The organism is Geodermatophilus sp. FMUSA9-8 (assembly GCF_037034165.1).
In the GTDB taxonomy this organism is placed as follows: Bacteria; Actinomycetota; Actinomycetes; order Mycobacteriales; family Geodermatophilaceae; genus Geodermatophilus; species Geodermatophilus nigrescens.
On the sequence record NZ_JBAGKE010000009.1, the window covers coordinates 239,049 to 264,637 of the forward strand.

Here is a 25,589-nt window from a genome sequence, read left to right on the forward strand (position 1 = left end):
TCCTGACGGTCCTCGGGATCGTCGCGTTCTTCGTCGGCCTGCTCGCCTCGATCGCCTTCCACGAGTACGGGCACTTCTTCTGGGCGCGGAAGTTCGGCATGCGCGTGCCGCAGTTCATGGTCGGCTTCGGCCCGACCGTGTTCTCCCGCCGGCGCGGCGAGACCGAGTACGGCGTCAAGGCCATCCCGCTCGGCGGCTACATCCGCATCGTCGGCATGATCCCGCCCGCCGAGGAGAACGAGAGCACGCGGGCCACCCGCATGCGGACCTTCATCGCCGAGGTCCGCGGCCAGGCCCTCGACGACGTCCTGCCCAGCGACGCCGGCCGGGTCTTCTACGCCAAGCCCTGGTGGCAGCGCGTCATCGTGATGTTCGCCGGGCCGTTCCACAACCTGGTGCTGGCCGTCGTGTTCTTCGCGGTGCTGCTCACCGCCATCGGCACCAACGTCATCACCACCCAGCTGGCCAGCGTGCCCGCGTGCGTGGTGCCGGCCGGGGCGGAGAGCATCGACGTCGCCGCCGAGCAGGACACCGACGTCTGCGGCATCCCGATCGTCACCAGCGGCGCCGACGCCGGGCAGCTGTGCGAGGAGGGCACCCCCGGCTGCGCGGAGCCGGTCGCCAGCCCCGCCGCCGAGGCGGGCCTGCAGCCCGGCGACACGATCGTCGCCATCGACGGGCGGACGCTGGACCCCACCGCCTACGACAGCTGGACGGCGGTGCAGCAGGCGATCCGCGGCTCCGCGGACGAGCCGCTGGCGCTGACCGTGGAGCGCGACGGTGCGACCCGCGAGCTCACCGTCACCCCGATCGAGAACGTCGTCGCCACCGACGACGGCGAGGGCACCATGACGGCCGGCTACCTCGGCGTCAGCCCGGTGTTCGGCTTCGCCCGCCAGTCGTTCTCCGACCTGCCCGGCTACTTCGGCATGGTCGTGTCGCAGTCGGTGCAGCGGCTCGTCGAGATCCCCCAGCGCGTGCCGCAGCTCTTCCGCGCCGCCTTCCTCGGCGAGGAGCGCGACGTCGACGGCCCGATCGGCGTCGTCGGCGTCGGGCGGATCTCCGGCGAGGTGTTCGCCATCGAGGAGTTCAGCGGCGCGCAGAAGCTGAGCTTCTTCCTCGGCCTGCTGGCCAGCGTCAACCTGGTGCTGTTCCTGTTCAACCTGCTGCCGATCTACCCGCTCGACGGCGGGCACGTCGCCGGAGCGCTGTACGAGAAGGCACGCTCGGTGGTCGCCCGGTGGCGCGGGCGGCCGGATCCCGGCCCCTTCGACATCGCCCGGCTGATGCCCGTGGCCTACGTCGTCGCCGGGTTGTTCATCGCGCTGTCGGGCCTGCTGCTCATCGCCGACGTCGTCAACCCGATCACACTCCAGTAGCGCGCGGCGCCGACCTGCGGAGAACGGGGATACTCGGGGGCATGTCCACCGTCGTCGGCCTCGGCATGCCCGCCGCACCCCCGCCCGTCCTCGCGCCCCGGCGCAAGACCCGCCAGCTGATGGTCGGGAACGTGGGGGTCGGCAGCGACCACCCGGTCAGCGTCCAGTCGATGACCACGACCAAGACCGCCGACGTCAACGCGACGCTGCAGCAGATCGCCGAGCTGACCGCCTCGGGCTGCCAGATCGTGCGCGTGGCCGTCCCGGACACCGACGACGCCGAGGCGCTGCCGATCATCGCGCGGAAGTCGCAGATCCCGGTCATCGCCGACATCCACTTCCAGCCGCGCTACGTCTTCGCCGCGATCGACGCCGGCTGCGCCGCGGTGCGGGTGAACCCCGGCAACATCAAGAAGTTCGACGACAAGGTCGGCGAGATCGCCCGCGCGGCCAAGGGCGCCGGCATCCCCATCCGCATCGGCGTCAACGCCGGCTCGCTGGACAAGCGCCTGCTGGCCAAGTACGGCAAGGCGACGCCCGAGGCGCTGGTCGAGTCGGCGCTGTGGGAGTGCTCGCTGTTCGAGGAGCACGACTTCCGCGACATCAAGATCTCGGTCAAGCACAACGACCCGGTGGTCATGGTCCGCGCCTACGAGCTGCTCGCCGCCCAGTGCGACTACCCGCTGCACCTCGGCGTCACCGAGGCCGGCCCCGCGTTCCAGGGCACCATCAAGTCCGCCGTCGCCTTCGGCGCGCTGCTGTCCCAGGGCATCGGCGACACCATCCGCGTCTCCCTCTCCGCGCCGCCCGCGGAGGAGGTCAAGGTCGGCACCCAGATCCTCGAGTCGCTGAACCTGCGCCAGCGCGGCCTGGAGATCGTCAGCTGCCCGTCGTGCGGCCGCGCGCAGGTCGACGTCTACAAGCTGGCCGACGAGGTCACGGCCGGGCTCGAGGGCATGGAGGTCCCGCTGCGGGTCGCCGTCATGGGCTGCGTCGTCAACGGCCCGGGCGAGGCCCGCGAGGCCGACCTCGGCGTCGCCTCCGGCAACGGCAAGGGCCAGATCTTCGTCAAGGGCGAGGTCATCAAGACCGTGCCGGAGTCGCAGATCGTCGAGACCCTCATCGAGGAGGCCATGCGCCTGGCCGGGGAGCAGCTCGACGACGACGGCGTCCCCTCCGGCCCGCCCGTCGTCACCGTCGGCTGACGCGCCGCCCCGTCCGCCCTCCCCGGTCCCCTCCGTGCTGCGCTCGCCGGCCGCCCGCGTCCTCGACGAGAGCGACGAACCGGCCGTCCGCCGCCTGCTGTCCGCCGACCCGGTCGCCGCGTGCGTGCTCGCCGGGCGGGTGGAGGCGGCCGGCACCGCCCCCGCCTCGCTCGGGGCGCCGCTGTGGGGCATCGGCAGCGGCCGCAGCCTCGACGCCGTCTGCCTGGCCGGCGCGAACCTGATCCCGTTCAGCGTCCCGGGCGCCGAGCGGGCGGCCGCGGCCGCGTTCGCCGAGCGCGCCCGCCGGGCCGGGCGCCGCTGCTCGACGATCGTCGGCCCGGCCGCCGCCGTCGACCCGCTGTGGGAGCTGCTCGAGCCCTCCTGGGGCCCGGCGCGCGACCACCGGCCGCGGCAGCCCCTGCTGGCGATCGAGGGCCCGCCCGCGGTGGCGCCGGAGCCGCGGGTGCGCCCGGTGCGGCCGGCCGAGATCGACGTCCTGCTCCCGGCCGCGGTGGCCATGTTCACCGAGGAGGTCGGCGTCAGCCCGCTGCGCGCCGACGGCGGGATCGGCTACCGCATGCGCGTCGAGGACCTGGTCCGCGCCGGGCAGTCGCTGGCGTGGATCGAGGACGGGCGGGTGCTGTTCAAGGCCGAGATCGGCGCGGTGTCGCGCGCGGCCTGCCAGGTGCAGGGCGTGTGGACCGCCCCGGAGGCCCGCGGCCGCGGGATCGGTGCCGCCGGGATGGCCGCCGTCGTCGACTACGCCCGCACGGTCATCGCGCCGGTGGTCAGCCTCTACGTCAACGACTTCAACGCCCCCGCCCGCGCCGTGTACCGCCGGGTCGGGTTCCGCGAGGTCGGCCGCTACGCCAGCGTCCTGTTCTGAGGCGCCTCCCGGGAACTGCCGCCGCCGTCTGACAGGCTCTCCGGACGTGGCAGCACGACGCACGGCGGTCCTCGGCTCGGTCCTCACCCTCCTGTCCGCACCGGTCCTCGCGGCCTGCTCCGGCAGCTCCGAGGACGACGTCCGCGCCGCCGCGCAGGCCTTCCTCGACGACTGGGCCGGCGGCGACGCCGCGGCCGCCGCGGACGCCACCACCGACCCCGCCGCCGCCACCGCGCTGCTCGAGCAGACCGCCGCCGACCTGCCCGGCGCGGCGCTGTCCGCCGAGCTCGGCGCGGTCACCGTCGAGGACGGCACCGCCACCGCCGCGTGGACCGCCACCTGGGACCTGCAGGCCGCCCCCGACTGGACCTACGACGGCACCCTCGAGCTGCGGGAGGGCGAGGGCGACGGCGCGGAGGCCTGGCAGGTCGTCGCGGAGCCCGCGCTCGTGCACCCCGAGCTGGGGGAGGGGCAGCGCCTGCAGCTCACCCGCGCGCTGCCCGAGCGCGCCGCGGTCACCGACGCCGCGGGGCAGCCGCTGTTCGCCCCCACCGAGGTCGTCAACGTCGGCGTCGATCCCGGCCAGGTCACCGACCTGCCGGCGCTGGTCGCGGGCCTCTCGGCGGCCACCGGCATCCCGGCGGAGGACATCACCGCCGACGTCCAGGCCGCGCCGCCCGGACAGTTCGTGCCGGTCATCACCCTGCGGCGCCCCGACTTCGAGGCCATCCGCGCCCAGGTGTTCGACCTGCCCGGCGCGGTCTTCCCGACCGACACCCGGCTGCTCGCCCCCTCGCCCCGGTTCGCCTCCGCGCTGCTCGGCCGGGTCGGCGCGGCGACCGCCGAGGTGATCGAGGAGACCACCACCGAGGAGGCCGGCCCTGCCTACGCCGCCGGCGACCAGGTGGGCCTGTCCGGCCTGCAGCGGGCGTTCCAGGAGCAGCTCACCGGTACGCCCGGGTTCACCGTCTCCGTCGTCAGCACCGACGAGGCCACCGGCGATCCCGGCCGCGAGGTGGCCGCCGTCGCGCCGGTCGCCGGGCAGCCGCTGCAGACGCCGCTGGTCCGCCCCCTGCAGGACGCCGCCGACGCCGCCGTCGCCACCGAGGCGCGGGCCACCCACCTCGTCGTCGTCCGGCCCGGCACCGGGGAGGTCCTGGCCGTCGCGTCGAACGAGGCGGCCGTGCCGGCCAACGCGCTGTCCGGCCAGTACCCGCCCGGCTCGAGCATGAAGACGATCTCGGCCACCGCGCTGCTGTCCACCGGGACGGTGGCACCCGACACCCCGGTCGCCTGCCCGGGGACGACGGTCGTCGAGGGCCGCGAGTTCGAGAACCAGGACCAGTTCGACCTCGGCACCGTGCCCTTCACCGAGGCGTTCGCGCAGTCCTGCAACACCACCTTCATCCAGGAGGGCCTGGAGCTGCCCGACGACGCCCTGGCCGCCGCGGCCGCCTCCTACGGCGTGGGCACCGAGTGGCAGCTGCCGGTCGGCGTCTTCTCCGGCAGCGTGCCGTCGGACTCCACCGGCACCACCAAGGCTGCCAACGCCATCGGCCAGGGCCAGGTGCTGATGAGCCCCGCGCAGATGGCGCTCGTCGCCGCCGGCATCGCCAGCGGCACCCCGGCGGCGCCGGTCGAGGTCGTCGGCGCGGAGCCCGCCGGTCCCGCGCCCGCGGGACCGGGGCAGGCCGTGCTCGACCAGCTGCGGCCGATGATGCGCCAGGTGGTGCTGGGCGGGACCGCGACGGCCCTGGCCGACCGCGGGGAGGTGTACGGCAAGACCGGCACCGCCGAGTACGGCACCAACACCCCGCCGGACTCGCACGGCTGGTTCGTCGGCTACCGGCTCGGCGGGGCGCAGGGCGACATCGCCTTCGCGGTGCTCGTCGAGGGCGGGCAGTCCAGCAGCGCCGCCGTCGCGGTCACCGACGCCTTCCTGGGCGCCGTCGGCTGACGCCCCGCCGGGGCGGGCCCGTCAGGAGTCGGGCAGGCCGGGCAGCGCCGCGGTGACCGGCGTGCGCCCGGCCGCCCGGCGCCAGCCCACGGCGCGCGCCTCCGCGGCGCCGAGCGCGTCCACGGCCAGCTGGCGGACCGCCGGCTGCTCCGCGGCGCCCAGCAGCGCCACCCAGGACGCGCTCACGCCCTCCTCGAGCACGGCGCCGAGGGCCGCGGCGTCGACGTCGGACAGCACCGGGAAGGGCAGCTCGTAGCCGGCCTCCGCGGGCACCGGGTCGGCGTCGCGCTCCTCGAGCAGCGCCGCCAGGCCGTCGCGCAGGTCGCGGTGGGCGAGCTCGCCGTCGACGGCCGGCCCGCGCGCGTCCGGCGGCAGCGCCGCCCCGACGACGCCGTACCCCCACACCGCCGCGTGCTCGGCGGCCAGCGCCTCGCGCAGCGTGGCGTCCTCGCCGCCGGCGGCGGTCCCGTCATCGGCCACGTCGGCCACTCCTCCCGCGAGTCCCCGTGCGAGCCCTCATGCGAGCGCCGCCTCGTGGCCGCGCAGCCCGGCCGCCACCGCGCCGAGGAGGGCCGCTCGGGCGCCGGAGGCCTCCACGCACGCGGCGGTGTGCCCCGCCGCGGCGGCGGCCACCTGCTCGCGCAGCCAGCCGCGCACGTCCCCGCCCGCCGGCGGGGCGGGAGCCGACGCCCCGGACGACGACCCGGACGACGACGACTCGGAGGACGACTCGGACGACGACGCGGCCGCCCCGGGCGCGGCGGCACGCAGCCGCTCGAGCTGGGTGCGCGCCTGCTCGGCCAGCGGGGCCACCTCGCCGCCGAGGGCCGGGTCGGCGGCCACCGCGGCGTCGTAGGCGGCCACGACCGCCTCCTGCACCGGCAGCTGCGCGGCCAGCCGGTCGTCCTGCGCCGACGTCTGCGCGGCCGCTCCGCCGCCGTCGCCCGCGGTGCACCCGGCCGCCGCCAGCACGGCCAGCCCGGCCGCGCCGGCGAGCAGCCGGCGCCGCGAGAAGCCGGCGGGGGAGCCGTCGGGGAGGGAGGTGGACATCACCGCCATCCTCCCAGGCGCCCCCGCGCGCCGCGGGCAGCGACGGGCGGGTCGGCCCGGTCGGTCCGTCCCCGCCGAGCGGCCGGGGCCGGGCCCGCGGCGGAGCGGTAGCCTGACCACTTCCCGGGTACGCCGCCGGGCGGTGCCGTGCGCGCCGCCGGCCGGCCCGGGTGCGGTCCGCCGAGCACGAGCTCCGACCGGTCAGGAGGGAGGGAGCCCGTGTCCGCAGCGAAGGGCCAGGACCCGGCAGCGAGGGGTGGGGACCCGGCCGCGACGCGGCTGGCCGGCTGGATCACGCCGGTCGTCGCCGACGCCGGGTACGACTTGGAGGAGCTGGTGGTCACCCCCGCCGGCCGCCGCAGCGTCGTGCGCGTCGTCGTCGACCGGGACCAGGGCGTCTCCCTCGACGACGTCGCCGAGGTCAGCCGGGCCGTCTCGGCCGTGCTCGACCGCAACGACGGCGAGCTCGGCCGCGCGCCGTACGTGCTCGAGGTGACCAGCCCCGGCGTCGACCGGCCGCTGACCGAGCCGCGGCACTGGCGGCGCAACACCGGGCGGCTGGTGGCGGTCGCGGTCGGCGGTGACCAGCTGACCGGCCGCGTCACCGCCGTCGACGACTCGGGTGTGACCCTGGCGGTCGAGAAGCCGGGCAAGCCCGGCGCGAAGAAGAAGGCGCCCACCCCGCGGCACGTGCCGTGGGCGCAGCTGGGCGCCGGCCGGGTGCAGGTCGAGTTCGGCCGGCCCGGCAGGGACGAGAACGGACCCGCGGACGGCGACCCGGGCCACGGCGACGTCGACGACGACCTGGACGACCTCGGGGACGACCTCGACGGCGACACGGACGACGACGACCTCGACGAGGACCTGCTGGACGACGACGAGGGCGACGACGGAGGACGACAGTGAACATCGACCTGACCGCCCTCAGGGCCATCGAGCGGGAGAAGGACATCCCCGCCGACACGGTGATCGAGGCCATCGAGACGGCGCTGGTGACCGCCTACCGGCACGCCGACGGCGCGGCCCGGCACGTGCGGGTGCACGTGGACCGCAAGAGCGGCGAGGTGGCCGTGCTCGCCCAGGAGCTCAGCGACGACGGCCAGGTCGTGCGCGAGTGGGACGACACCCCCTCCGACTTCGGCCGGATCGCGGCCAGCACCGCCAAGCAGGTCATCGTGCAGCGGCTGCGCGACGCCGAGCACGAGCAGACCTTCGGCGAGTACGCCGGCCGCGAGGGCGACATCGTCAGCGGCGTCGTCCAGGCCGACGCGCGCCGCAACGCGCAGGGGGCCGTGCTGCTCGACATCGGCAAGGTCGAGGCGGTCATGCCGTCGGCCGAGCAGGTGCCGGGGGAGCGGTACCCGCACGGCAGCCGGCTGCGCGCCTACGTCGTCTCCGTGGCCCGCACCCACCGCGGCCCGCAGGTGACCATCTCGCGCACCCACCCGAACCTGGTGCGCAAGCTGTTCGCCCTCGAGGTCCCCGAGATCGCCGACGGCAGCGTCGAGATCGTCGCCGTCGCCCGCGAGGCGGGGCACCGGTCGAAGATCGCCGTCCGCACCTCCGTGCCGGGGCTCAACGCCAAGGGCGCCTGCATCGGCCCGATGGGCCAGCGCGTGCGCAACGTCATGAGCGAGCTGCACGGCGAGAAGATCGACATCGTCGACTGGTCCGACGACCCCGCCACCTTCGTGGCCTCGGCGCTGAGCCCCGCCCGCGTGGCCTCGGCGACGCTGGTCGACCCCAAGGCGAAGGCCGTGCGGGTGGTCGTGCCCGACTACCAGCTGTCGCTGGCGATCGGCAAGGAGGGCCAGAACGCCCGCCTGGCCGCCCGCCTCACCGGCTGCCGGATCGACATCCGCAGCGACGCCCAGGCCGACGACGCCGCGCCGTCGCCGGGCGTGGGCCGGCCGCCGCTGCGGTCGGGTCCGCCGCCGGTGCGCGCCGGGGCCCCCGGCGGCCGCCCGTACCCCGGTGGAGGGGCGCCCCGGACCGGTCAGCGACGCCCGGAACACCGGGGCCCCGCCGCGCGCTAACATGACGGGTGGCCGAAACGTCGATCCCGGTGCGCACCTGTGTGGGCTGCCGGGAGCGCGCTCCGGTCACCGACCTGCTGCGTGTCGTCCTCCGCTCCGGCGCCCTGGTGCCCGATCCGCGGAGGAGGCTCCCCGGTAGGGGTGCGTCCCTGCACCCCACGCCGGAGTGCCTGCACGCAGCGGAGCGACGCCGGGCCTTCCCCCGGGCGCTGCGCCTCCCCGGAGGCGGCGCCGCGGTGGAGGCCGGTCCGCTCCGGGAGCACGTCCTCGGCGCCTCCGCGCCGGGCGACCGCGACCCGGGACGGGCGACACCGGACGAACGACAGACCGCACTTCCCCAGACGGACCGGCACCCGGCCGGTCCGCACGTCGAGAGCAGGACGTCGTCGGATGAGCAAGCCGTGAAGTCCCCACGATGACAAGCCAGACCATGCACCACTGACGACGAGGTCGCGCGGGCGAGCCGCCGGCCTCACCAGAGGAGATCCGTGCCAGGCAAAGCCCGCGTCCACGAACTCGCCAAGGAGTTCGGGGTCGACAGCAAGACCGTTCTCGCCAAGCTCAAGGAGCAGGGCGAGTTCGTGAAGTCCGCCTCCTCCACCGTCGAGGCCCCGGTGGCCCGGCGGCTGCGGGAGGCCCTCGGCGCCGCCACCGGCGGCGGCAACGGCGGCGGCAACGGCGGGAGCGCTCCCGCGCCCCGTCCCACGCCCCCGGCCGCGCCGCGCCCGTCGGCGCCCGCGCCGGCCGCACGCGCCCCCCAGGCGCCGGCCGCGCCGTCCGTGCCCGCCCCGTCGGCCGGCCCGGCGCCGGGCCCGCGTCCGGGTGCCCCGCGCCCGGGTGCCCCCGTGCCCGGCCCGCGCCCGACCCAGCAGCCGGTGCAGCAGCCGGCCGCCCCGCAGGCCCCGGCCGCGAGCGCGCCGACGCAGCAGCCGGTCGCCCCGCAGGGCCCGCGTCCGGCCGCGCCGGGTGCCCCCCGTCCGGGCGGCCCCGTGTCGCGTCCGGCCGGTGGTCCCGTGCCCGGTGGCGCCCGTCCGGGTGCCCCGCGCCCGGCCGCTCCCGGCGCCCCGCGTCCCGGCGGTGCCGCGCCCGGTGCCCCGGGTGCCGGTCCGCGCCCGGGTCCCCGTCCGGCCCCGCGGCCGGGCAACAACCCCTTCAGCAGCGCCCCGCGTCCGGGTCCGGCTGCCGGTGGCCCGCGTCCGGGTCCCGCGGCCGGCGGTCCCCGTCCGGGCCCCGGTGCCGGCGGTCCCCGCCCGGCGCCCGGTGCCGGCGGTCCGCGTCCCGCGCCCGGTGCCGGTGGTCCCCGTCCGGGCGGCCCGCGTCCCGCGGCCGGCCCGGGTGGTCCCCGGCCGAACCCGGGCATGATGCCGCCCCGGCCCAACCCCGGCATGATGCCGCCGCGTCCGGCCGGTGCCGGCCGTCCCGGCGGCGGTCCGGGTGGTCCCGGCGGCCGTGGCCGTCCGGGTGGTCCCGGCGGCGGCGGTGGCTTCCGTCCCGGTGGCGGTGGCGCCCCCGGTGGCGTCGGCGCGCCGGCCGGCGGTGGCTTCCGCGGTGGCGGCGGTGGCCGTGGCCGTGGCCGCGGTGGCTCGGGTGCGGGCACCGCGGGTGCCTTCGGGCGTCCCGGTGGCCGCGGTCCGGTCCGCGGGCGCAAGAGCAAGAAGCAGCGGCGTCAGGAGTTCGACTCCATGGCGGCGCCCAGCATGGGCGGCGTCAGCCTGCCGCGTGGCCACGGGCAGGTCGTCCGGCTGCCCCGCGGCGCCTCGCTGACCGACCTCGCCGAGAAGATCGGCGCCCAGCCGGCCGCGCTGGTCACCGCCCTGTTCCACCTGGGCGAGATGGTCACCGCGACCCAGTCGGTCAACGACGAGACGCTCCAGCTGCTCGGCGCCGAGATCGAGTGGGACATCCAGGTCGTCAGCCCGGAGGACGAGGACCGCGAGCTCCTCGAGACCTTCGACCTCACCTTCGGCGACGAGGGCGACGAGGAGGACTGGGAGGCCCGCCCGCCGGTCGTCACCGTCATGGGTCACGTCGACCACGGCAAGACGAAGCTGCTGGACGCCATCCGCAACACCAACGTGGTGGCGCGCGAGGCCGGCGGCATCACGCAGCACATCGGCGCCTACCAGATCGTCACCGAGCTGGAGGACAACGAGCGTCCGATCACCTTCATCGACACCCCGGGTCACGAGTCGTTCACCGCGATGCGTGCCCGCGGCGCGAAGGTGACCGACATCGTCGTCCTGGTCGTGGCCGCCGACGACGGCGTCATGCCGCAGACGGTCGAGGCGCTCAACCACGCCCAGGCCGCCGAGGTGCCGATCGTGGTCGCGGTCAACAAGATCGACAAGGAGGGGGCCAACCCCGCCAAGATCCGTCAGCAGCTCACCGAGTACGGGCTGGTGGCCGAGGAGTACGGCGGCGACACGATGTTCGTCGACGTCTCCGCGACCACCCGCCAGGGCATCGACGAGCTGCTCACGGCGATCCTGCTGACCGCCGACGCCTCCCTGGACCTGCGCGCGAACACCGAGCAGGACCCGCAGGGTGTCGTCATCGAGGGCAAGCTGGACAAGGGCCGCGGCCCCGTCGCGACCGTCCTCGTCCAGCGCGGCACGCTGCGCCAGGGCGACTCGATCGTCGCCGGCGACGCGTACGGCCGTGTCCGGTCGCTGCTCGACGAGCACGGCAACAAGCTGAAGGAGGCCCTGCCGGCCCGCCCCGTGCAGGTCGTGGGTCTCACCTCGGTGCCGCGTGCCGGTGACACGTTCCTCGTCGTCGAGGAGGACCGCGTCGCCCGGCAGATCGCCGACCGTCGCCAGGCCCGCATCCGCAACGCGCAGAACGCCTCCATGCGCAAGCGGATCAGCCTCGAGGACCTCGACGCGGCGCTCAAGGAGAACCGCCAGCTCAACCTGATCATCAAGGGCGACAACTCGGGCACCGTGGAGGCGCTCGAGGAGGCCCTGATGAAGATCGAGGTGAGCGACGACATCTCGCTGCGGGTCATCCACCGCGGCGTCGGCGGCATCACCAAGAGCGACATCGACCTGGCGCTGGCCGACGACGTCATCGTCCTGGGCTTCAACGTCCGGGCCGAGGGCCAGGCCACCGAGCTCGCCAACCGCGAGGGCGTCGACGTCCGGTACTACTCGGTCATCTACCAGGCGATCGAGGAGATCGAGGCGGCCCTCAAGGGCATGCTCAAGCCGGAGTACGAGGAGGTCGCGCTGGGCACCGCCGAGGTCCGCGAGGTCTTCCGCGTGCCGCGCATCGGCAACGTGGCGGGCTCCATCGTCCGCAGCGGCGTCATCACCCGGAACTCGAAGGCCCGGCTGGTGCGCGACGGGGTGGTCGTCGCCGACAACCTCACCGTCGAGTCGCTGCGCCGCTTCAAGGACGACGTGACCGAGGTCCGCGACGGCTACGAGTGCGGTATCGGGCTCGGGTCGTTCAACGACATCAAGATCGAGGACGTCATCGAGACGTTCGAGATGCGCGAGAAGCCGCGCGCGTAAGACCGCGCCGGACGTCGCCCACGGCAGGTCCCAGGGAGGAGACCGGGTGTTCACCGGGTCGCTGACCGCCGACCTGCTGCTGGGCGACGTCCACTCGCTCAAGGGCAAGCGCGCCGTCGTCCGGCCGATCGTGGCCGAGCTGCGGCGCCGCTTCGCCGTCGCCGCGGCCGAGGTGGGCGACCTCGACCTGCACCGCCGCGTGCAGGTCGGGGTCGCCACCGTCGCGGGCGACGCCGGCCAGGTGACCGACGTCCTCGACGCCTGCGAGCGGTTGCTGGCCGAGCGGCCGGAGGTGACGCTGCTGTCGACGCACCGGCAGCTGTTCTCCGACACCGACTAGCCACACCGGCCGGCCGCAGTCCCACGCCCGTCCGGGCGCGCCACCCCGGCGCGCCCCCGACCCCCGGAGGTCCGCCGTGGCCGACCCCGCCCGCGCCCGCAAGCTCGCGGTGCGCATCCGCCAGATCGTCTCCGCGGCGATCGAGTCGCAGATCAAGGACCCGCGCCTCGGCATGGTCACCGTGACCGACGCCCGGGTGACCAGTGACCTGCACGAGGCCACGGTCTACTACACCGTCTACGGCGACGAGACCGCCGTGGCCGACTCCGCCCGCGCCCTGGCCAGCGCCACCGGCGTGCTGCGCTCCACCGTCGGCCGGCAGACCGGCATCAAGTTCGTGCCGACGCTGACCTTCGTCGCCGACATGGTCCCCGACACCGCCCGCGAGCTGGACGAGGCGCTCGAGCGGGTCCGGCACGCCGACGCCGAGCTCGCCCGCCTGCGCGAGAACGCGAGCTACGCCGGCGAGGCCGACCCCTACCGGCACCCGGACGAGGACGACGACGAGGGCGCCGACACCTCTCCCGAGCACAGGAGCGCCTCATGAGCGAGAACGACCCGGATCCGTACCTGCCCGGCGAGGGCCAGGGGCTCTCCGAGCTCGGCGGCCGGCAGGAGCCGAACGCCGGTGACCCCACCGACGGCGGCCGCGACGGCCAGATCGGCACGGCGCCGAGCATCGCCTCCGACCTGCCCGACGACGGCGGCCCGGCGCTGGCGCCCGGCGGGGGCACCGTGTCCGAGGACGAGGACGCCGCCCCGGTGTCCGACCCCGGCCCCGACGCCTGACGCCGGTGACCCTCCTGTCCGCCGGGGTGCCGCCGCGCACCCCGGCCGCCGTGCTGGCCGCGGCCGCCGACGCCGGCGCGACCGTCGTGCTCTCCGGCCACGTGCAGCCCGACGCCGACGCGCTCGGCAGCACGCTCGCGCTCGCCGAGGGCCTGCGCCGGCGCGGCGCCCGCGTCACCGCCACCTTCCCGGGCCGGCCGGAGCTCCCGGCGTCCCTGGGCTGGCTGCCGGGTGCCGAGGGGCTCACCCCGGCCACCGCCGTCGACCCCGCGCCGGACGTCTTCGTCAGCCTCGACGTCGCCTCCCCGGCCCGTCTCGGCGAGCTGGCGGTGCTGCTCGAGCGGGCCGGCACCTCCGTCGTGGTCGACCACCACGCCAGCAACCCGGGCTTCGGCGACGTGCGGCTGATCGACGGCGCGGCGCCCGCCACCGTCGTCCTGGTGGCCGGGCTGCTCGACGAGCTCGGCGTTTTCCTCGACGCGCCGCTGGCCACGCTGCTCTACGCGGGCCTCGCCGCCGACACCGGCTCCTTCCGCTTCGGCAGCACCCGGCCCGACACGCACCTGCTCGCCGCCCGGCTGCTCGGCACCGGCATCGACCACGCCGCGATCAGCCGGCGCCTGTTCGACACCGCGCCGTTCGGCTGGCTGCGGCTGCTGTCGGCGGTCGCCGGGCGCGCCGTCCTGGAGCCGGAGGTCGGCCAGGGCCTGGTGTGGACCTGGTCGAGCACCGCGGAGGCCGCGGAGCACGGCCTGCCCGGCGAGCAGCTCGAGGCGCTGGTCGACGTCGTCCGCGCGACCGCCGAGGCCGACGTCGCCTGCGTGCTCAAGGGCCAGGACGACGGCTCGTGGTCGGTGTCGCTGCGCTCGCGCGGGGCCACCGACGTCGCCCGCGTCGCCACGGCGCTCGGCGGCGGCGGGCACCGCGCCGCCGCGGGCTTCACCTCGCACCTCGACCGGGAGGCGACGGTCGCGGCGATCCGCGCCACGCTCCGCGCCACGGTCGGGGCCACGACCCGGGGCACGGTCGGGGCCGAGGGGACACCCGCGACGCTCGCCCGGTGACGGCGCGGGCGCCGTCGGTCCTCGGGCTGGCCGTCCCGGCGCTGGTGGTCCTGGCCGCTGAGCCGCTGTACCTGCTGGTCGACACCGCCGTCGTCGGCAACCTGGGCACCGTCCCGCTGGGCGGGCTCGCCGTCGGCGGCGGGCTGCTGGCCTGGGCCGCCGCGCTGCTCAACTTCCTCGCGTACGGCACCACCGCCCGCGCCGCCCGCCGCGCCGGGGCCGGCGACCGGGCGGGTGCGGTCGCCGAGGGCGTGCAGGCCACCTGGCTGGCGCTGCTGCTCGGCGCCGCCGTCGTGGTCCTCTTCCAGGTGCTGGCCGGCCCGCTGACCCGCGCGCTCGCCGGCGGCCCGGGCGAGGTGGCCGCCGCGGGGGAGGGGTGGCTGCGGATCGCCGGGTGCGGCGCGCCGCTGCTGCTGGTGTCCCTCGCGGGCAACGGCTGGCTGCGCGGGGTGCAGGAGCTGCGCCGGCCCGTGCGCTTCGTCGTCGCCGGGAGCGTGCTCAGCCTGGTGCTGTGCCCGCTGCTGGTGCACACCTCGGGTCTGGGGCTGAACGGCTCCGCGGTGGCCAACCTCGCCGGCCAGGCGGTGACGGCGGCGCTGTTCGTGCGGGCGCTGCTCCGCGAGGGCGCCGACTGGCGCCTCCGCCCCGCGGCCGTCCGCGCGCAGCTGGTCCTCGGCCGCGACCTGCTGCTGCGCGCCACCGTCCTCCAGGCGGCGTTCCTCACCGCGGCGGGGGTGGCCGCCCGCGCCGGGCAGGCGCAGCTCGGCGCCCACCAGATCGCGCTGCAGCTGTTCCTCTTCCTCGCCCTCGTCCTCGACGCCTACGCCATCGCCGCACAGACGCTCGTCGGCCACGCCCTGGGCGCCGGGCGGCCGGAGGAGGCCCGGGCCACCGCCCGGCGGGTGGTGCTGTGGGGCCTCGGCACCGGCGCGCTGGTCGCCGTGCTCCTGCTCGCCGGCCGCGACCTGCTCGTGCCGCTGTTCACCGGCGACCCCGCCGTCCGGGAGCAGGCGGAGCTCGTCTGGTGGTTCCTCGCCGGCTTCCAGCCGCTGGCCGGGGTGGTGTTCGCCCTCGACGGCGTGCTCATGGGCGCGGGCGACGTGGCCTACCTGCGCACCGTCACGGTGGGCGCGGCGCTGCTCGGGTTCCTGCCGCTGTCGCTGCTGTCCGGCCCGCTCGGCTGGGGGCTCGCCGGCGTCTGGACCGGCCTGACCCTCTTCATCGCGCTGCGGCTGGTCGCCGTCCTCGCCCGGGTGGCGGGGGACAGGTGGCTGACCGCACCTGCGACGGTGGGCGCATGAGCTCACCCCACGAAGACGCTCCTCCGGCGCTCCACGTCTTCGCGGGGACCCCGGGATGAGCCGCCGCCGCGCCGCCGACGCCGACATCGCCCCCGGGATCCTGCTGGTCGACAAGCCCGGCGGCATGACCTCCCACGACGTCGTCGCCCGCGCCCGCCGCGTGCTGTCGGTCCGCCGCGTCGGGCACGCCGGCACCCTCGACCCGATGGCCACCGGCCTGCTGGTCCTCGGCGTCGGCGCCGCCACCCGGCTGCTCGGCCACCTCGGCGGCTCGGACAAGGTCTACGAGGCCACCGTCCGGCTCGGGCAGACCACCGTCACCGACGACCGCGAGGGCGAGGTGCTCACCACCACCCCCGCCGACGGGGTCGACGACGACGCCGTCCGCGCCGCGCTCGCCGCCCAGACCGGGCCGCTGCTGCAGGTGCCCTCCTCGGTGAGCGCGGTCAAGGTCGGCGGGCGGCGGTCCTACGACCGGGTGCGCGCCGGCGAGGAGGTGGTCCTCGAGCCGCGGGCGGTCACCGTGCACCGCCTCGACGTGCACGCGGTCACCCGCCCCGCGCCCGGGCTGGTCGACGTCGAGGTCACCGTCGCCTGCACCGCGGGCACCTACGTGCGCGCGATCGCCCGCGACGCCGGCGCCGCCCTCGGCGTGGGTGGCCACCTGACCGCGCTGCGCCGCACCGCCTCCGGGCCCTTCACCACCGCGCAGGCCGCGCCGGTGGAGGAGGCCGCGGCCGCGCTCGCCGCCGGCGGGGGACCGGGCGTGCTGTCCCTGCCCGACGCCGCGACGGCGATCTACCCGGAGCGGCGGCTCACCGACGACGAGGCGCGCGCCCTCGGCTACGGGCAGCGCATCCCCGCCACCGGGCACCCCGGCCTGGTGGCCGCGCTCGACCCGGCCGGGCGGCTCGCCGCGCTGGTCGAGGACGCCGGGACCACGGCCCGGGTCACCGTGGGCTTCCCACCCTCCTGACCGGCGCCTCGGCGCCCGGCGCGTCAGCCCCGGGCGGCCTTGCCGATGAGCGAGTCGTCGAGGTGCTCGAGCAGGTCGGCCGGGGTGGCGTAGACCTCGTCGGCGCCCTCCTCGAGCAGCTCCTGCCGCGAGATCCCGCCGCAGGTGAGCGCGATGCACGGGAAGCCGGCGTCGCGGGCCGCCCGCACGTCCCAGATCGTGTCGCCCACGGCCACCGTCCGGCGCGGGTCCAGGCCGTTGCGCTCGGCCGCCGTCCGCAGCAGGTCCGGCGCGGGCTTGGCCGACTCGACGTCGGCCGAGGTGGTCGAGCCGTCGACGACGTCCTCGCCACCGATCGCCGGGACCATCCACTCGAGGTCGGACTCCTTGCCGCTGGTGGCCAGCACCACGGCGAGGTCCCGCTCGCGGCAGGCGGCGAGCAGCTCGTCGACGCGGGGGAAGGCGGAGACCAGCTCGCGCAGCGGCTCGTAGCGCCGGGTCTTGGTCTCCGAGATCTCCTCGGCGTCCTCGGCGTCCTCGCCGAGCAGGTGGGTGACCAGCTGCTCGCTGGCGATGCCGATGGCGCGGTGGCAGTCGGCCATGGACACGTCGTCGTGCCCGGTGTCGCGGAATGCCTGCCACCACGCGAGGACCTGCAGGTAGTTGGTGTCGAGCAGGGTGCCGTCGACGTCGAACAGCACGCCGGGCCGCGGGTCCTGGGTCACCGGGCCATCCTCGCCCGGGACCGGCGGCGCCGCAGGGGCGTGCGTGTGACCGGCCGCCACGCCGGGAAGGAGCCGCGCATGAGCGTCGTCAAGATCAACGCGATCGTGGTCCCGCCGCACGCGCAGGAGCGCTTCGAGGAGCGCTTCCGCGGCCGGGGCGGCCTGGTCGAGAAGACCCCCGGATTCGAGTGGTTCGAGCTGCTGCGCCCCCTGGAGGGCACCGACCAGTACCTCGTCTACACGCGGTGGGAGAGCGAGGAGGCCTACCAGGCCTGGGAGGGCGGCCAGGACTTCGCCCGGGCGCACTCCGGCGGCGGCGACGAGCTCGCCCCGGCCGCCAGCGACTCGCACCACCTGTGGTCCTACCAGGTGGTCGAGAGCTCGGCGCCCGACCGGCCCTGAGCCGGCCGGGTGGGTACGGCGGCGGTCGGCTCCCGGCCGCCGCCGGACCCGGGGCTACTGTGAGCCCGGGCCGGCCCTCCGCCGGCCCGGCGCCCGCACGAGCTCACCCAGGTGGGAGACATGACCGACACGCTCGCCGACAGCCGCACCTCCTCCCGGATCTTCACCGAGGGCGTGCCGGTGACCGTGGAGCCGGTGACCCGCCGTCCCGCCGCCGAACGGGAGGCCGTGCTGGCCGACCCGGGCTTCGGCCGCTCCTTCACCGACTCGATGTTCGTGGCCCGCTACGAGGCCGGCCGCGGCTGGCACGACGCCCGGCTGACGCCCTACGGGCCGCTGCAGGTCGACCCGGCCACCGCCGCGCTGCACTACGCGCAGTCGATCTTCGAGGGGCTCAAGGCCTACGCCCAGCCCGACGGCAGCGTCGCCACCTTCCGGCCCGAGGCCAACGCCGCCCGCTTCGCCCGCAGCGCCCGCCGGCTGGCCATGCCGCCGGTGCCCGAGGAGGCCTTCCTCGCCGCCGTCGACGCGCTCGTCGACGCCGACCGCGACTGGGTCCCCACCGGCCCCGACCAGACGCTGTACCTGCGGCCGTACCAGCTGGCCAGCGAGCCGTTCCTCGGCGTGCGCCCGGCCACCGAGTACCTGTTCCTCGTCATCGCCAGCCCCGCCGGCGCCTACTTCCCGCGCGGCGTGCACCCGGTGAGCGTCTACCTCTCCGAGGACTACATCCGCGCCGCGCCGGGCGGCACCGGCGACGTCAAGTGCGCCGGCAACTACGCCGCGAGCCTGCTGGCGCAGGAGCAGGCGATCGCCGCCGGCTGCGACCAGGTCGTGTGGCTCGACGCCGTCGAGAAGCGGTACGTCGAGGAGATGGGCGGGATGAACCTGTTCTTCGTCCTCGGCTCCGGCGACGACGCGGAGCTGGTCACCCCCGAGCTCACCGGCACCCTGCTGCCCGGCATCACCCGCGACTCGCTGATCACCGTGGCCCGCGACCGCGGCATGCGGGTGACCGAGCGGAAGTTCAGCGTCGACGAGTGGCGCGCCGGTGTCGCCGACGGCACGGTCACCGAGACCTTCGCCTGCGGCACGGCCGCCGTCATCACCCCCGTCGGCGAGGTCAAGGCGCGCACCGGCGACTTCACCGTCGGCGACGGCACCCCCGGCCCGGTGACCATGGGCCTGCGGGAACACCTGCTCGACATCCAGCACGGCCGGGTGCCCGACACCCACGGCTGGCTGCACCGGGTCGCCTGAGCGACCCCGGCGGACCCCCAGGAGGACGGCGCGTGCGGCGCTGGCGCGGGCTGGCGGCCACCCCGGCCGACCTCGGGCGGACGGTGGTCACGGTGGGCCAGTACGACGGCGTCCACCGCGGCCACCAGCAGCTGATCGGCACCGCCGTCGAGCGGGCCCGGTCGCTGGGCCGGCCCTGCGTGCTGGTCACCTTCGACCCGCACCCGAGCGAGGTCGTGCGGCCCGGCTCGCACCCGGCGATCCTCACGTCGCTGGACCGCAAGGCCGAGCTGGTGGCCGGGCTCGGCGTCGACGGCATGTGCGTCATCCCGTTCACCCTGGAGTTCAGCCGGCACACCCCCGAGGAGTTCGCGCACGGGGTGCTCGTCGAGCAGCTGCACGCCTCGGCGGTCGTCGTCGGCGAGAACTTCACCTACGGGCACCGGGCCGCGGGCACGGTCACCACCCTCGCCCAGGAGGGCCGCCGGTTCGGGTTCGCCGTCGAGGGCATCCCGCTGGCCGGCGACGACTCCGCCGACGGCGAGGTCACCATCTCCTCCACCTACATCCGCGCCTGCGTCGCGGCCGGGGACATGGAGAGCGCGGCGCGGGCGCTGGGCCGCCCGCACCGGGTCGACGGCGTCGTCGTCCGGGGCGACCGGCGGGGCCGGGAGCTCGGCTACCCCACGGCCAACGTCGAGAGCCCGCCGTGGACGGCGATCCCCGCCGACGGCGTCTACGCCGGGCACCTGGTCACGCTCGACCCCTCCGGCGCGACGCTCCGCAGCGCCCCGGCGGCGATCTCCGTGGGCACCAACCCGACGTTCCAGGGGTCGCGGCGCACCGTCGAGGCGTACGTCCTCGACTTCACCGGGGACCTCTACGGCGAGCACGTCGGCGTCGAGTTCGTCTCCCGGCTGCGGCCGATGACCTCCTTCGCGGGGGTGGACGCCCTCGTGGAGGCCATGGCCGGCGACGTCGCCCGCACCCGCGCCGTCCTGGGGCTGCCCCCCGCCGGGTGATCACCGGCACGGGCGGCCGCGGGCACGCTGGTAGCCTCGGAGGTGTCGGGTCCCGCCCGACGTGTGTGCGAGCTGCCCTCGTGAACCAGACCGGGGGCCACACCTGACCAGGCCCGGAGGCCCGCCCATGGCGCTCGACAGCGCGACGAAGCAGCAGATAATGACCGAGTACGCGACGGTCGAGAAGGACACGGGCTCGCCCGAGGTCCAGGTCGCGATGCTCACCCGCCGGATCAGTGACCTGACCGAGCACCTCAAGATGCACAAGCACGACCACCACAGCCGGCGGGGCCTGCTCCTGCTGGTCGGCCGCCGCCGGCGGCTGCTGAACTACCTGGCGAAGACCGACATCAACCGCTACCGCTCGCTCATCGAGCGGCTCGGTCTGCGCCGCTGACCCCAGAGGGGACCGTCCCACCGGGACGGTCCCCTCTCTCGTGGGGCGTCCGCCCCACGGGACCACGGCGCCCGCCGCGCGCTCCGACGCCGGCCGGTCCTCGGTGGTGGCCTCCGGGCATGCCCTCCCGTCGCGGGGGGAACGTCCCCGGGGGCTTCGATCGAAGACCGGTCACCCGGGAGCAGTCCGGCGCCGGGCGCCACGAAGAGGACGTCGCCGCATGCGACGTAGGAAGAGGACGACGTGTCCGCACCCACCACCGCCAGCAGCACCGCTGCCGAGTACGACCCCGAGGACGGGGTCACCACCGCCACCGCGGTCATCGACAACGGCAGCCACGGCAGCCGCACGATCACCTTCGAGACCGGGCGGCTGGCCAAGCAGGCCGCCGGCTCGGTCGTCGTCAGCATGGGCGACACCATGCTGCTGTCGGCCACCACGGCCGGCAAGCACCCCAAGGAGCACTTCGACTTCTTCCCGCTGACGGTCGACGTCGAGGAGCGGATGTACGCCGCCGGGCGCATCCCCGGCTCGTTCTTCCGCCGCGAGGGCCGCCCCAGCGAGGACGCGATCCTCACCTGCCGGCTCATCGACCGCCCGCTGCGCCCGACCTTCGCCAAGGGCCTGCGCAACGAGGTCCAGGTCGTCATCACCGTCCTGTCGCTGGACCCGGCGCACCTCTACGACGTGCTGGCCATCAACGGCGCCTCCGCGTCGACCCAGCTCTCCGGCCTGCCGTTCTCCGGCCCGGTCGGCGGCACCCGCGTCGCGCTGGTCGACGGCCAGTGGGTCGGCTTCCCCACCCACGAGGAGCTCGAGGACGCCGTCTTCGACATGGTCGTGGCCGGCCGCCTGCTCCCCGACGGCGACGTCGCGATCATGATGGTCGAGGCCGAGGCCACCGAGAAGACGATCCAGCTGGTCTCCGGCGGCGCCACCGCGCCCACGGAGGAGGTCGTGGCCCAGGGCCTCGAGGCCGCCAAGCCGTTCATCAGGGCGCTGTGCGAGGCCCAGGCCGCGCTCGCCGAGAAGGCCGCCAAGCCGGTCGCGGAGTTCCCGCGCTTCCTCGACTACCAGGACGACGTCTACGCCGCCGTCGAGTCCGCCGCCCTCGAGCGGCTGACCCAGGCGCAGGCCATCGCCGGCAAGACCGAGCGCAACGACGCCACCGACGCGCTCAAGGACGAGGTCACCGCCTCGCTGGCCGAGCAGTTCGCCGGCCGCGACAAGGAGGTGTCGGCCGCGTTCCGCGCCGTCACCAAGAAGGTCGTGCGGCAGCGCATCCTGCGCGACAAGGTCCGCATCGACGGCCGCGGCCTGACCGACATCCGGCCGCTGTCGGCCGAGGTCGAGGTGCTGCCCCGCGTGCACGGCTCGGCGCTGTTCGAGCGCGGCGAGACCCAGATCCTGGGCGTCACCACGCTGAACATGCTGCGCATGGAGCAGCAGCTGGACACGCTGTCGCCGGTGAACCGCAAGCGGTACATGCACAACTACAACTTCCCGCCGTACTCCACCGGGGAGACCGGCCGCGTGGGCTCGCCCAAGCGCCGCGAGATCGGCCACGGCGCGCTCGCCGAGCGGGCGCTCGTGCCGGTGCTGCCCGACCGCGAGGAGTTCCCCTACGCGATCCGGCAGGTGTCGGAGGCGCTCGGCTCCAACGGCTCGACGTCGATGGGCTCGGTCTGCGCCTCGACCCTCGCGCTGCTCAACGCCGGTGTCCCGCTGAAGGCCCCCGTCGCCGGCATCGCCATGGGCCTGGTGTCCGACGAGGTCGACGGCAAGACCCAGTACGTCGCGCTGACCGACATCCTCGGCGCCGAGGACGCCTTCGGTGACATGGACTTCAAGGTCGCCGGCACCAAGGACTTCGTCACGGCGCTGCAGCTCGACACCAAGCTCGACGGCATCCCGTCCGACGTGCTCGCCCAGGCGCTGACCCAGGCCCGCGCCGCCCGGCTGCACATCCTCGACGTGATGAACGAGGCCATCGACGCCCCCGACGAGATGAGCCCGTACGCCCCGCGCGTGACCACGGTGCGCATCCCGGTCGACAAGATCGGCGCGGTCATCGGCCCCAAGGGCCAGATGATCAACTCGATCCAGGACGAGACCGGCGCCGACATCACCATCGAGGACGACGGCACGATCTACGTCGGCGCCTCCGACGGCCCCTCGGCGCAGGCGGCGGTCGACCGCATCAACGCGATCGCCAACCCGCAGATGCCGAAGGTCGGGGAGCGCTTCCTCGGCACCGTCGTCAAGACGACGCCGTTCGGCGCCTTCGTCTCGCTGCTGCCCGGCAAGGACGGCCTCGTCCACATCAGCAAGCTCGGCGGCGGCAAGCGCATCGGCAAGGTCGAGGACGTCGTCAACGTCGGCGACAAGCTGCAGGTGGAGATCACCGACATCGACGCCCGCGGCAAGATCAGCCTCGTGCCGGTCGCCGCGGAGGGCGCCGGTGACGGTGCCGCCCCCGCCGACACCGCGGCTGCGGCCGACGCGTCCGCGGAGGCCTGACACGGTCGCCGACCCGACTCCTGCCGGGGCCGGGACGGGCGCGGGGTCTGCCGACCTCGCGTCCGTCCCGGCCCCGGTCGGTGTCACCCGTGTCCTCGACGTCGACGAGGTCGGCGGCCGCGTCGAGCGCACCGTGCTGCCCGGCGGGCTGCGGGTGCTCACCGAGACGATGCCCGGCGTCCTCTCGGCCACGCTCGGCATCTGGGTGGGCGTGGGCTCGCGGGACGAGAGCGACCGGGTCGCCGGCGCCTCGCACTTCCTCGAGCACCTGCTGTTCAAGGGCACGCGCAGCCGCAGCGCCCTGGAGATCGCGACGGCGATGGACGCCGTCGGCGGTGAGATGAACGCCTTCACCGCCAAGGAGCACACCTGCTACTACGCCAACGTGCTCGCCAGCGACCTCCCGCTGGCGGTCACGCTGCTCGGCGACCTGGTCACCGAGGCGCTCAACACCGCCGAGGACCTCGAGTCCGAGCGGACGGTGGTGCTCGAGGAGATCGCCATGCGCGACGACGAGCCCTCCGACCTCGTGCACGACCTGTTCGCCGAGACGCTCTTCGGCGACACCGCGCTCGGCCGCTCGGTGCTCGGCACCGTCGAGTCGATCGAGGGCCTGACCCGCGACGACGTCGACGGCTGGTACCGGTCCCGATACGCGCTCCCGTCGATGGTCGTCACCGCGGCCGGCCGGGTCGACCACCAGCAGGTGGTGGACCTGGTGACGGCGGTCTTCGGCGACCGGCTGTCGGGCTCCGTGCCGCCGGCGCCGCTGCGCCGCGGCGACGAGCTGGTGCTCGGCCGCCCCGCCCGGCCCGCCGGCCTGGTGAGCAGGAGGACCGAGCAGACGCACCTGCTGCTGGGCAGCGTCGGGCTGAGCCGCTTCGACGAGCGCCGCTACGCGGCCGCGGTCCTGGAGACGGCGGTGGGCGGCGGGATGAGCTCGCGCCTGTTCCAGGAGATCCGCGAGAAGCGCGGGCTGGTCTACAGCGTCGGGTCGGCGCTGACCTCCTACGCCGGCACCGGGTCGTTCTCCGTCTACGCCGGGTGCGCCAAGAAGCGGGTGCCCGAGGTGCTCCGGCTGGTCCGCGAGGAGCTGGCGCGCGTGGCCGCCGAGGGGATCACCGCCGAGGAGGTCGCCCGCGGCCGCGGCCAGCTGCGCGGCGGCACGGTCCTCGGCCTGGAGGACACCGGGTCGCGGATGAGCCGGCTGGGCAAGAGCGAGCTCTCGCACGGGGAGTACGTGCCGGTGCGCGAGGTGCTCGAGCGGATCGCCGCCGTCGACGAGGAGCAGGTGCGTGCCGCCGCCGCGGACCTGTTCGGCCGCGACACCTGCCTGGCCGTCGTCGGCCCGTACCGCGAGTCCGACCTCGACCGGCTCTGAGAGGCCGCCCGCACCATGGCCCGACCCCACCCCGCCCTGCGCGTGCACGGCGCCCTGTCCCGCGGCGTCCTCGCCGTCACGGTGCTCGTCTCGCTCGCCGTCCTCTTCGCGCCGGCGGCGGACGTGCCGTCGTCGCCGCCGGGGGTGGACAAGGTCGTGCACCTCGTCCTGTTCCTGGCGCTGACCCTCGCCGGCCGCTGGGCGGGGATCCGGCCGGTGCCGCTCGGGGTGCTGCTGCTCGGGTACGGCGCCGTCAGCGAGGTGGTCCAGGCCCTGCCGCTGCTCGGGCGCTCGGGCACGGTGACCGACTGGCTGGCCGACGCCGTCGGCATCGCCCTCGGCCTGGCCGCCTGGGCGGTGGGGGAGCGGCGGGTCCCCGCCGTCTGAGGACGGCCCGACACTTGCGCCGTCCGGGGACCCCGGGAGACTGACCGGGTGACCACGAGCACCCCGACCCCCGACCAGCAGGCTCCCGGCACCGTGGTGGGAGAGCCGCCACGGATCTCGGTCGGCGTCCTCGGCGCCCGGGGGCGGATGGGCACCGAGGTGGTCAAGGCGGTCAACGCCGCCGACGACCTCGAGCTCGTGGCGATGGTGGACGAGGGCGACTGGCTGTTCAACGTCGCCGACGCCGGCGCGCAGGTGGTCGTCGACTTCACCCGCCCGGACGTCGTCATGGACAACATCCGCTTCTGCATCGACCAGAACATCTCCTGCGTGGTCGGCACCACCGGCTTCGACGAGCAGAAGCTCGCGACCGTCGCCGAGTGGCTCGAGCCCAAGCCCGACGTCGGCGTCGTCATCGCCCCCAACTTCGGGATCGGCGCCATCCTCTTGATGCGCTTCGCCCAGGAGGCCGCGCGCTTCTTCCCCTCGACCGAGATCGTCGAGCTGCACCACCCGAACAAGGTGGACGCCCCCTCGGGGACGGCGGTGCGCACCGCCCGCCTCGTGGCCGCCGCGCGGCGTGCGGCCGGCCTGCCCGCGTCCCCGGACGCCACCACCGACTCACTGCCCGGTGCCCGCGGGGCCGACGTCGAGGGGGTGGCCGTGCACGCCGTGCGGCTCACCGGCCTGGTGGCGCACCAGGAGGTGCTCATGGGTGCGGCGGGGGAGACGCTGACCCTGCGGCACGACTCGTACGACCGGGCCTCGTTCATGCCCGGCGTGCTCCTGGCCGTCCGGGAGATCGGCCGGCGCCCGGGTCTGACCGTCGGTCTGGAGTCCTTCCTGGGGCTCTGAGGCCCGCCTCGGGGGAGGTGTCCGGGGTGTGTCCGGCGTCCCACGGGACCCCCCGTGCAGACCCCCTCGGAGTTGGTGTACTGTTCTCTTCGCGCCGGACGGAGCCCGCGAGGGCCACGGAGGAGCACCCCGAGGGTGCAGAGCCTCTGGACACGGCGTACGGTAGGACAAGCCGCTGCTGACG

The 25,589-nt window shown here is 75.5% G+C and carries 25 protein-coding genes and 1 pseudogene; 23 read left to right on the forward strand and 3 right to left on the reverse strand.

The features are described from left to right. Positions 1–17 precede the first annotated feature (17 nt). From WA616_RS18845 to WA616_RS18860, 4 genes are read left to right on the forward strand one after another with little or no spacing between them, the layout of a single operon-like run. Complete coding sequence (locus WA616_RS18845) at positions 18–1,379, forward strand: M50 family metallopeptidase (RefSeq protein ID WP_336032330.1); 1,362 nt, start codon at positions 18–20, stop codon at positions 1,377–1,379. A 41-nt stretch (positions 1,380–1,420) separates the two neighbouring features. After that, positions 1,421–2,584, forward strand: coding sequence for a flavodoxin-dependent (E)-4-hydroxy-3-methylbut-2-enyl-diphosphate synthase (gene ispG, locus WA616_RS18850; protein WP_336032281.1), 1,164 nt, complete (start codon positions 1,421–1,423; stop codon positions 2,582–2,584). Positions 2,585–2,618: 34 nt separating this feature from the next. Next, a complete protein-coding gene (locus tag WA616_RS18855) occupies positions 2,619–3,470 on the forward strand; it encodes a GNAT family N-acetyltransferase (RefSeq protein WP_073421839.1) in 852 nt (283 codons plus the stop codon). Between the two features lie 46 nt (positions 3,471–3,516). Next, complete coding sequence (locus WA616_RS18860) at positions 3,517–5,427, forward strand: penicillin-binding transpeptidase domain-containing protein (RefSeq protein ID WP_336032285.1); 1,911 nt, start codon at positions 3,517–3,519, stop codon at positions 5,425–5,427. Between the two features lie 21 nt (positions 5,428–5,448). Here the strand turns inward: WA616_RS18860 and WA616_RS18865 are convergent, their stop codons facing one another. Together WA616_RS18865 and WA616_RS18870 are read right to left on the reverse strand one after the other, a co-directional pair. Beyond that, on the reverse strand, positions 5,449–5,907 hold the full coding sequence (locus WA616_RS18865; RefSeq protein ID WP_336032287.1) for a ferritin-like domain-containing protein: 459 nt from the start codon (positions 5,905–5,907) through the stop codon (positions 5,449–5,451). 36 nt (positions 5,908–5,943) lie between these two features. After that, positions 5,944–6,477: a hypothetical protein gene (locus WA616_RS18870; protein ID WP_336032288.1), complete on the reverse strand. Its 534-nt coding sequence runs from the start codon at positions 6,475–6,477 to the stop codon at positions 5,944–5,946. 219 nt (positions 6,478–6,696) lie between these two features. Between WA616_RS18870 and rimP the strand changes: the two genes are divergently transcribed. The 11 genes and pseudogenes from rimP to truB all read left to right on the forward strand — a co-directional run bounded on the left by rimP (position 6,697) and on the right by truB (position 16,498). Continuing rightward, positions 6,697–7,383 carry a ribosome maturation factor RimP gene (gene rimP, locus WA616_RS18875; RefSeq protein WP_336032290.1) on the forward strand — a complete coding sequence of 229 codons (687 nt, stop codon included), beginning with the start codon at positions 6,697–6,699 and terminating at the stop codon, positions 7,381–7,383. Continuing rightward, positions 7,380–8,513, forward strand: a complete 1,134-nt coding sequence (gene nusA, locus WA616_RS18880) for a transcription termination factor NusA (RefSeq protein ID WP_336032292.1) — start codon at positions 7,380–7,382, stop codon at positions 8,511–8,513. Before rimP ends, nusA begins: the two co-directional genes overlap by 4 nt. A gap of 41 nt (positions 8,514–8,554) precedes the next feature. Then, positions 8,555–8,932, forward strand: coding sequence for a YlxR family protein (locus WA616_RS18885; protein ID WP_336032332.1), 378 nt, complete (start codon positions 8,555–8,557; stop codon positions 8,930–8,932). 69 nt (positions 8,933–9,001) lie between these two features. Continuing rightward, positions 9,002–9,145: pseudogene (locus WA616_RS18890) on the forward strand (translation initiation factor IF-2 N-terminal domain-containing protein); the annotation flags it as partial. A 1,050-nt stretch (positions 9,146–10,195) separates the two neighbouring features. Then, the gene (infB, locus tag WA616_RS18895; RefSeq protein WP_245794753.1) at positions 10,196–12,028 is read left to right on the forward strand and encodes a translation initiation factor IF-2; all 1,833 of its coding nucleotides are present in this window, start codon (positions 10,196–10,198) and stop codon (positions 12,026–12,028) included. 46 nt (positions 12,029–12,074) lie between these two features. Further along, entirely contained in the window at positions 12,075–12,368 is a 294-nt protein-coding gene (locus WA616_RS18900) for a DUF503 domain-containing protein (RefSeq protein WP_073421844.1), read from the forward strand. Between the two features lie 76 nt (positions 12,369–12,444). Next, positions 12,445–12,915: a 30S ribosome-binding factor RbfA gene (rbfA, locus tag WA616_RS18905; RefSeq protein ID WP_336032296.1), complete on the forward strand. Its 471-nt coding sequence runs from the start codon at positions 12,445–12,447 to the stop codon at positions 12,913–12,915. Then, the gene (locus WA616_RS18910; RefSeq protein ID WP_336032297.1) at positions 12,912–13,157 is read left to right on the forward strand and encodes a hypothetical protein; all 246 of its coding nucleotides are present in this window, start codon (positions 12,912–12,914) and stop codon (positions 13,155–13,157) included. The genes rbfA and WA616_RS18910 overlap by 4 nt, the downstream gene beginning before the upstream one ends. Positions 13,158–13,162: 5 nt before the next feature. After that, positions 13,163–14,221, forward strand: coding sequence for a DHH family phosphoesterase (locus WA616_RS18915; protein WP_336032299.1), 1,059 nt, complete (start codon positions 13,163–13,165; stop codon positions 14,219–14,221). Beyond that, a complete protein-coding gene (locus WA616_RS18920) occupies positions 14,218–15,522 on the forward strand; it encodes an MATE family efflux transporter (RefSeq protein WP_336032301.1) in 1,305 nt (434 codons plus the stop codon). The genes WA616_RS18915 and WA616_RS18920 overlap by 4 nt, the downstream gene beginning before the upstream one ends. A 55-nt stretch (positions 15,523–15,577) precedes the next feature. After that, positions 15,578–16,498 (forward strand): tRNA pseudouridine(55) synthase TruB, encoded by a 921-nt coding sequence (gene truB, locus WA616_RS18925; protein WP_336032303.1) that lies wholly within the window; start codon positions 15,578–15,580, stop codon positions 16,496–16,498. Between the two features lie 23 nt (positions 16,499–16,521). Here the strand turns inward: truB and WA616_RS18930 are convergent, their stop codons facing one another. Next, entirely contained in the window at positions 16,522–17,202 is a 681-nt protein-coding gene (locus WA616_RS18930) for an HAD family hydrolase (protein ID WP_336032305.1), read from the reverse strand. A gap of 78 nt (positions 17,203–17,280) precedes the next feature. Here WA616_RS18930 and WA616_RS18935 point away from each other — a divergent pair, with 78 nt between their 5' ends. The 8 genes from WA616_RS18935 to dapB all read left to right on the forward strand — a co-directional run bounded on the left by WA616_RS18935 (position 17,281) and on the right by dapB (position 25,405). Further along, on the forward strand, positions 17,281–17,604 hold the full coding sequence (locus tag WA616_RS18935) for an antibiotic biosynthesis monooxygenase family protein (RefSeq protein ID WP_336032307.1): 324 nt from the start codon (positions 17,281–17,283) through the stop codon (positions 17,602–17,604). A gap of 120 nt (positions 17,605–17,724) precedes the next feature. After that, positions 17,725–18,864 (forward strand): branched-chain amino acid aminotransferase, encoded by a 1,140-nt coding sequence (locus WA616_RS18940; RefSeq protein ID WP_336032308.1) that lies wholly within the window; start codon positions 17,725–17,727, stop codon positions 18,862–18,864. A gap of 32 nt (positions 18,865–18,896) precedes the next feature. Next, positions 18,897–19,865 carry a bifunctional riboflavin kinase/FAD synthetase gene (locus tag WA616_RS18945; RefSeq protein ID WP_336032309.1) on the forward strand — a complete coding sequence of 323 codons (969 nt, stop codon included), beginning with the start codon at positions 18,897–18,899 and terminating at the stop codon, positions 19,863–19,865. Between the two features lie 127 nt (positions 19,866–19,992). Beyond that, positions 19,993–20,262 carry a 30S ribosomal protein S15 gene (gene rpsO / locus WA616_RS18950; RefSeq protein WP_336032312.1) on the forward strand — a complete coding sequence of 90 codons (270 nt, stop codon included), beginning with the start codon at positions 19,993–19,995 and terminating at the stop codon, positions 20,260–20,262. Between the two features lie 243 nt (positions 20,263–20,505). Beyond that, on the forward strand, positions 20,506–22,782 hold the full coding sequence (locus WA616_RS18955; protein WP_336032315.1) for a polyribonucleotide nucleotidyltransferase: 2,277 nt from the start codon (positions 20,506–20,508) through the stop codon (positions 22,780–22,782). After that, positions 22,724–24,163, forward strand: coding sequence for a M16 family metallopeptidase (locus WA616_RS18960; RefSeq protein ID WP_336032317.1), 1,440 nt, complete (start codon positions 22,724–22,726; stop codon positions 24,161–24,163). The genes WA616_RS18955 and WA616_RS18960 overlap by 59 nt, the downstream gene beginning before the upstream one ends. 15 nt (positions 24,164–24,178) lie before the next feature. Continuing rightward, positions 24,179–24,550, forward strand: coding sequence for a VanZ family protein (locus tag WA616_RS18965; protein ID WP_336032319.1), 372 nt, complete (start codon positions 24,179–24,181; stop codon positions 24,548–24,550). A 48-nt stretch (positions 24,551–24,598) separates the two neighbouring features. Next, the gene (gene dapB / locus WA616_RS18970; RefSeq protein WP_083628866.1) at positions 24,599–25,405 is read left to right on the forward strand and encodes a 4-hydroxy-tetrahydrodipicolinate reductase; all 807 of its coding nucleotides are present in this window, start codon (positions 24,599–24,601) and stop codon (positions 25,403–25,405) included. The last annotated feature ends 184 nt before the right edge of the window (positions 25,406–25,589 follow it).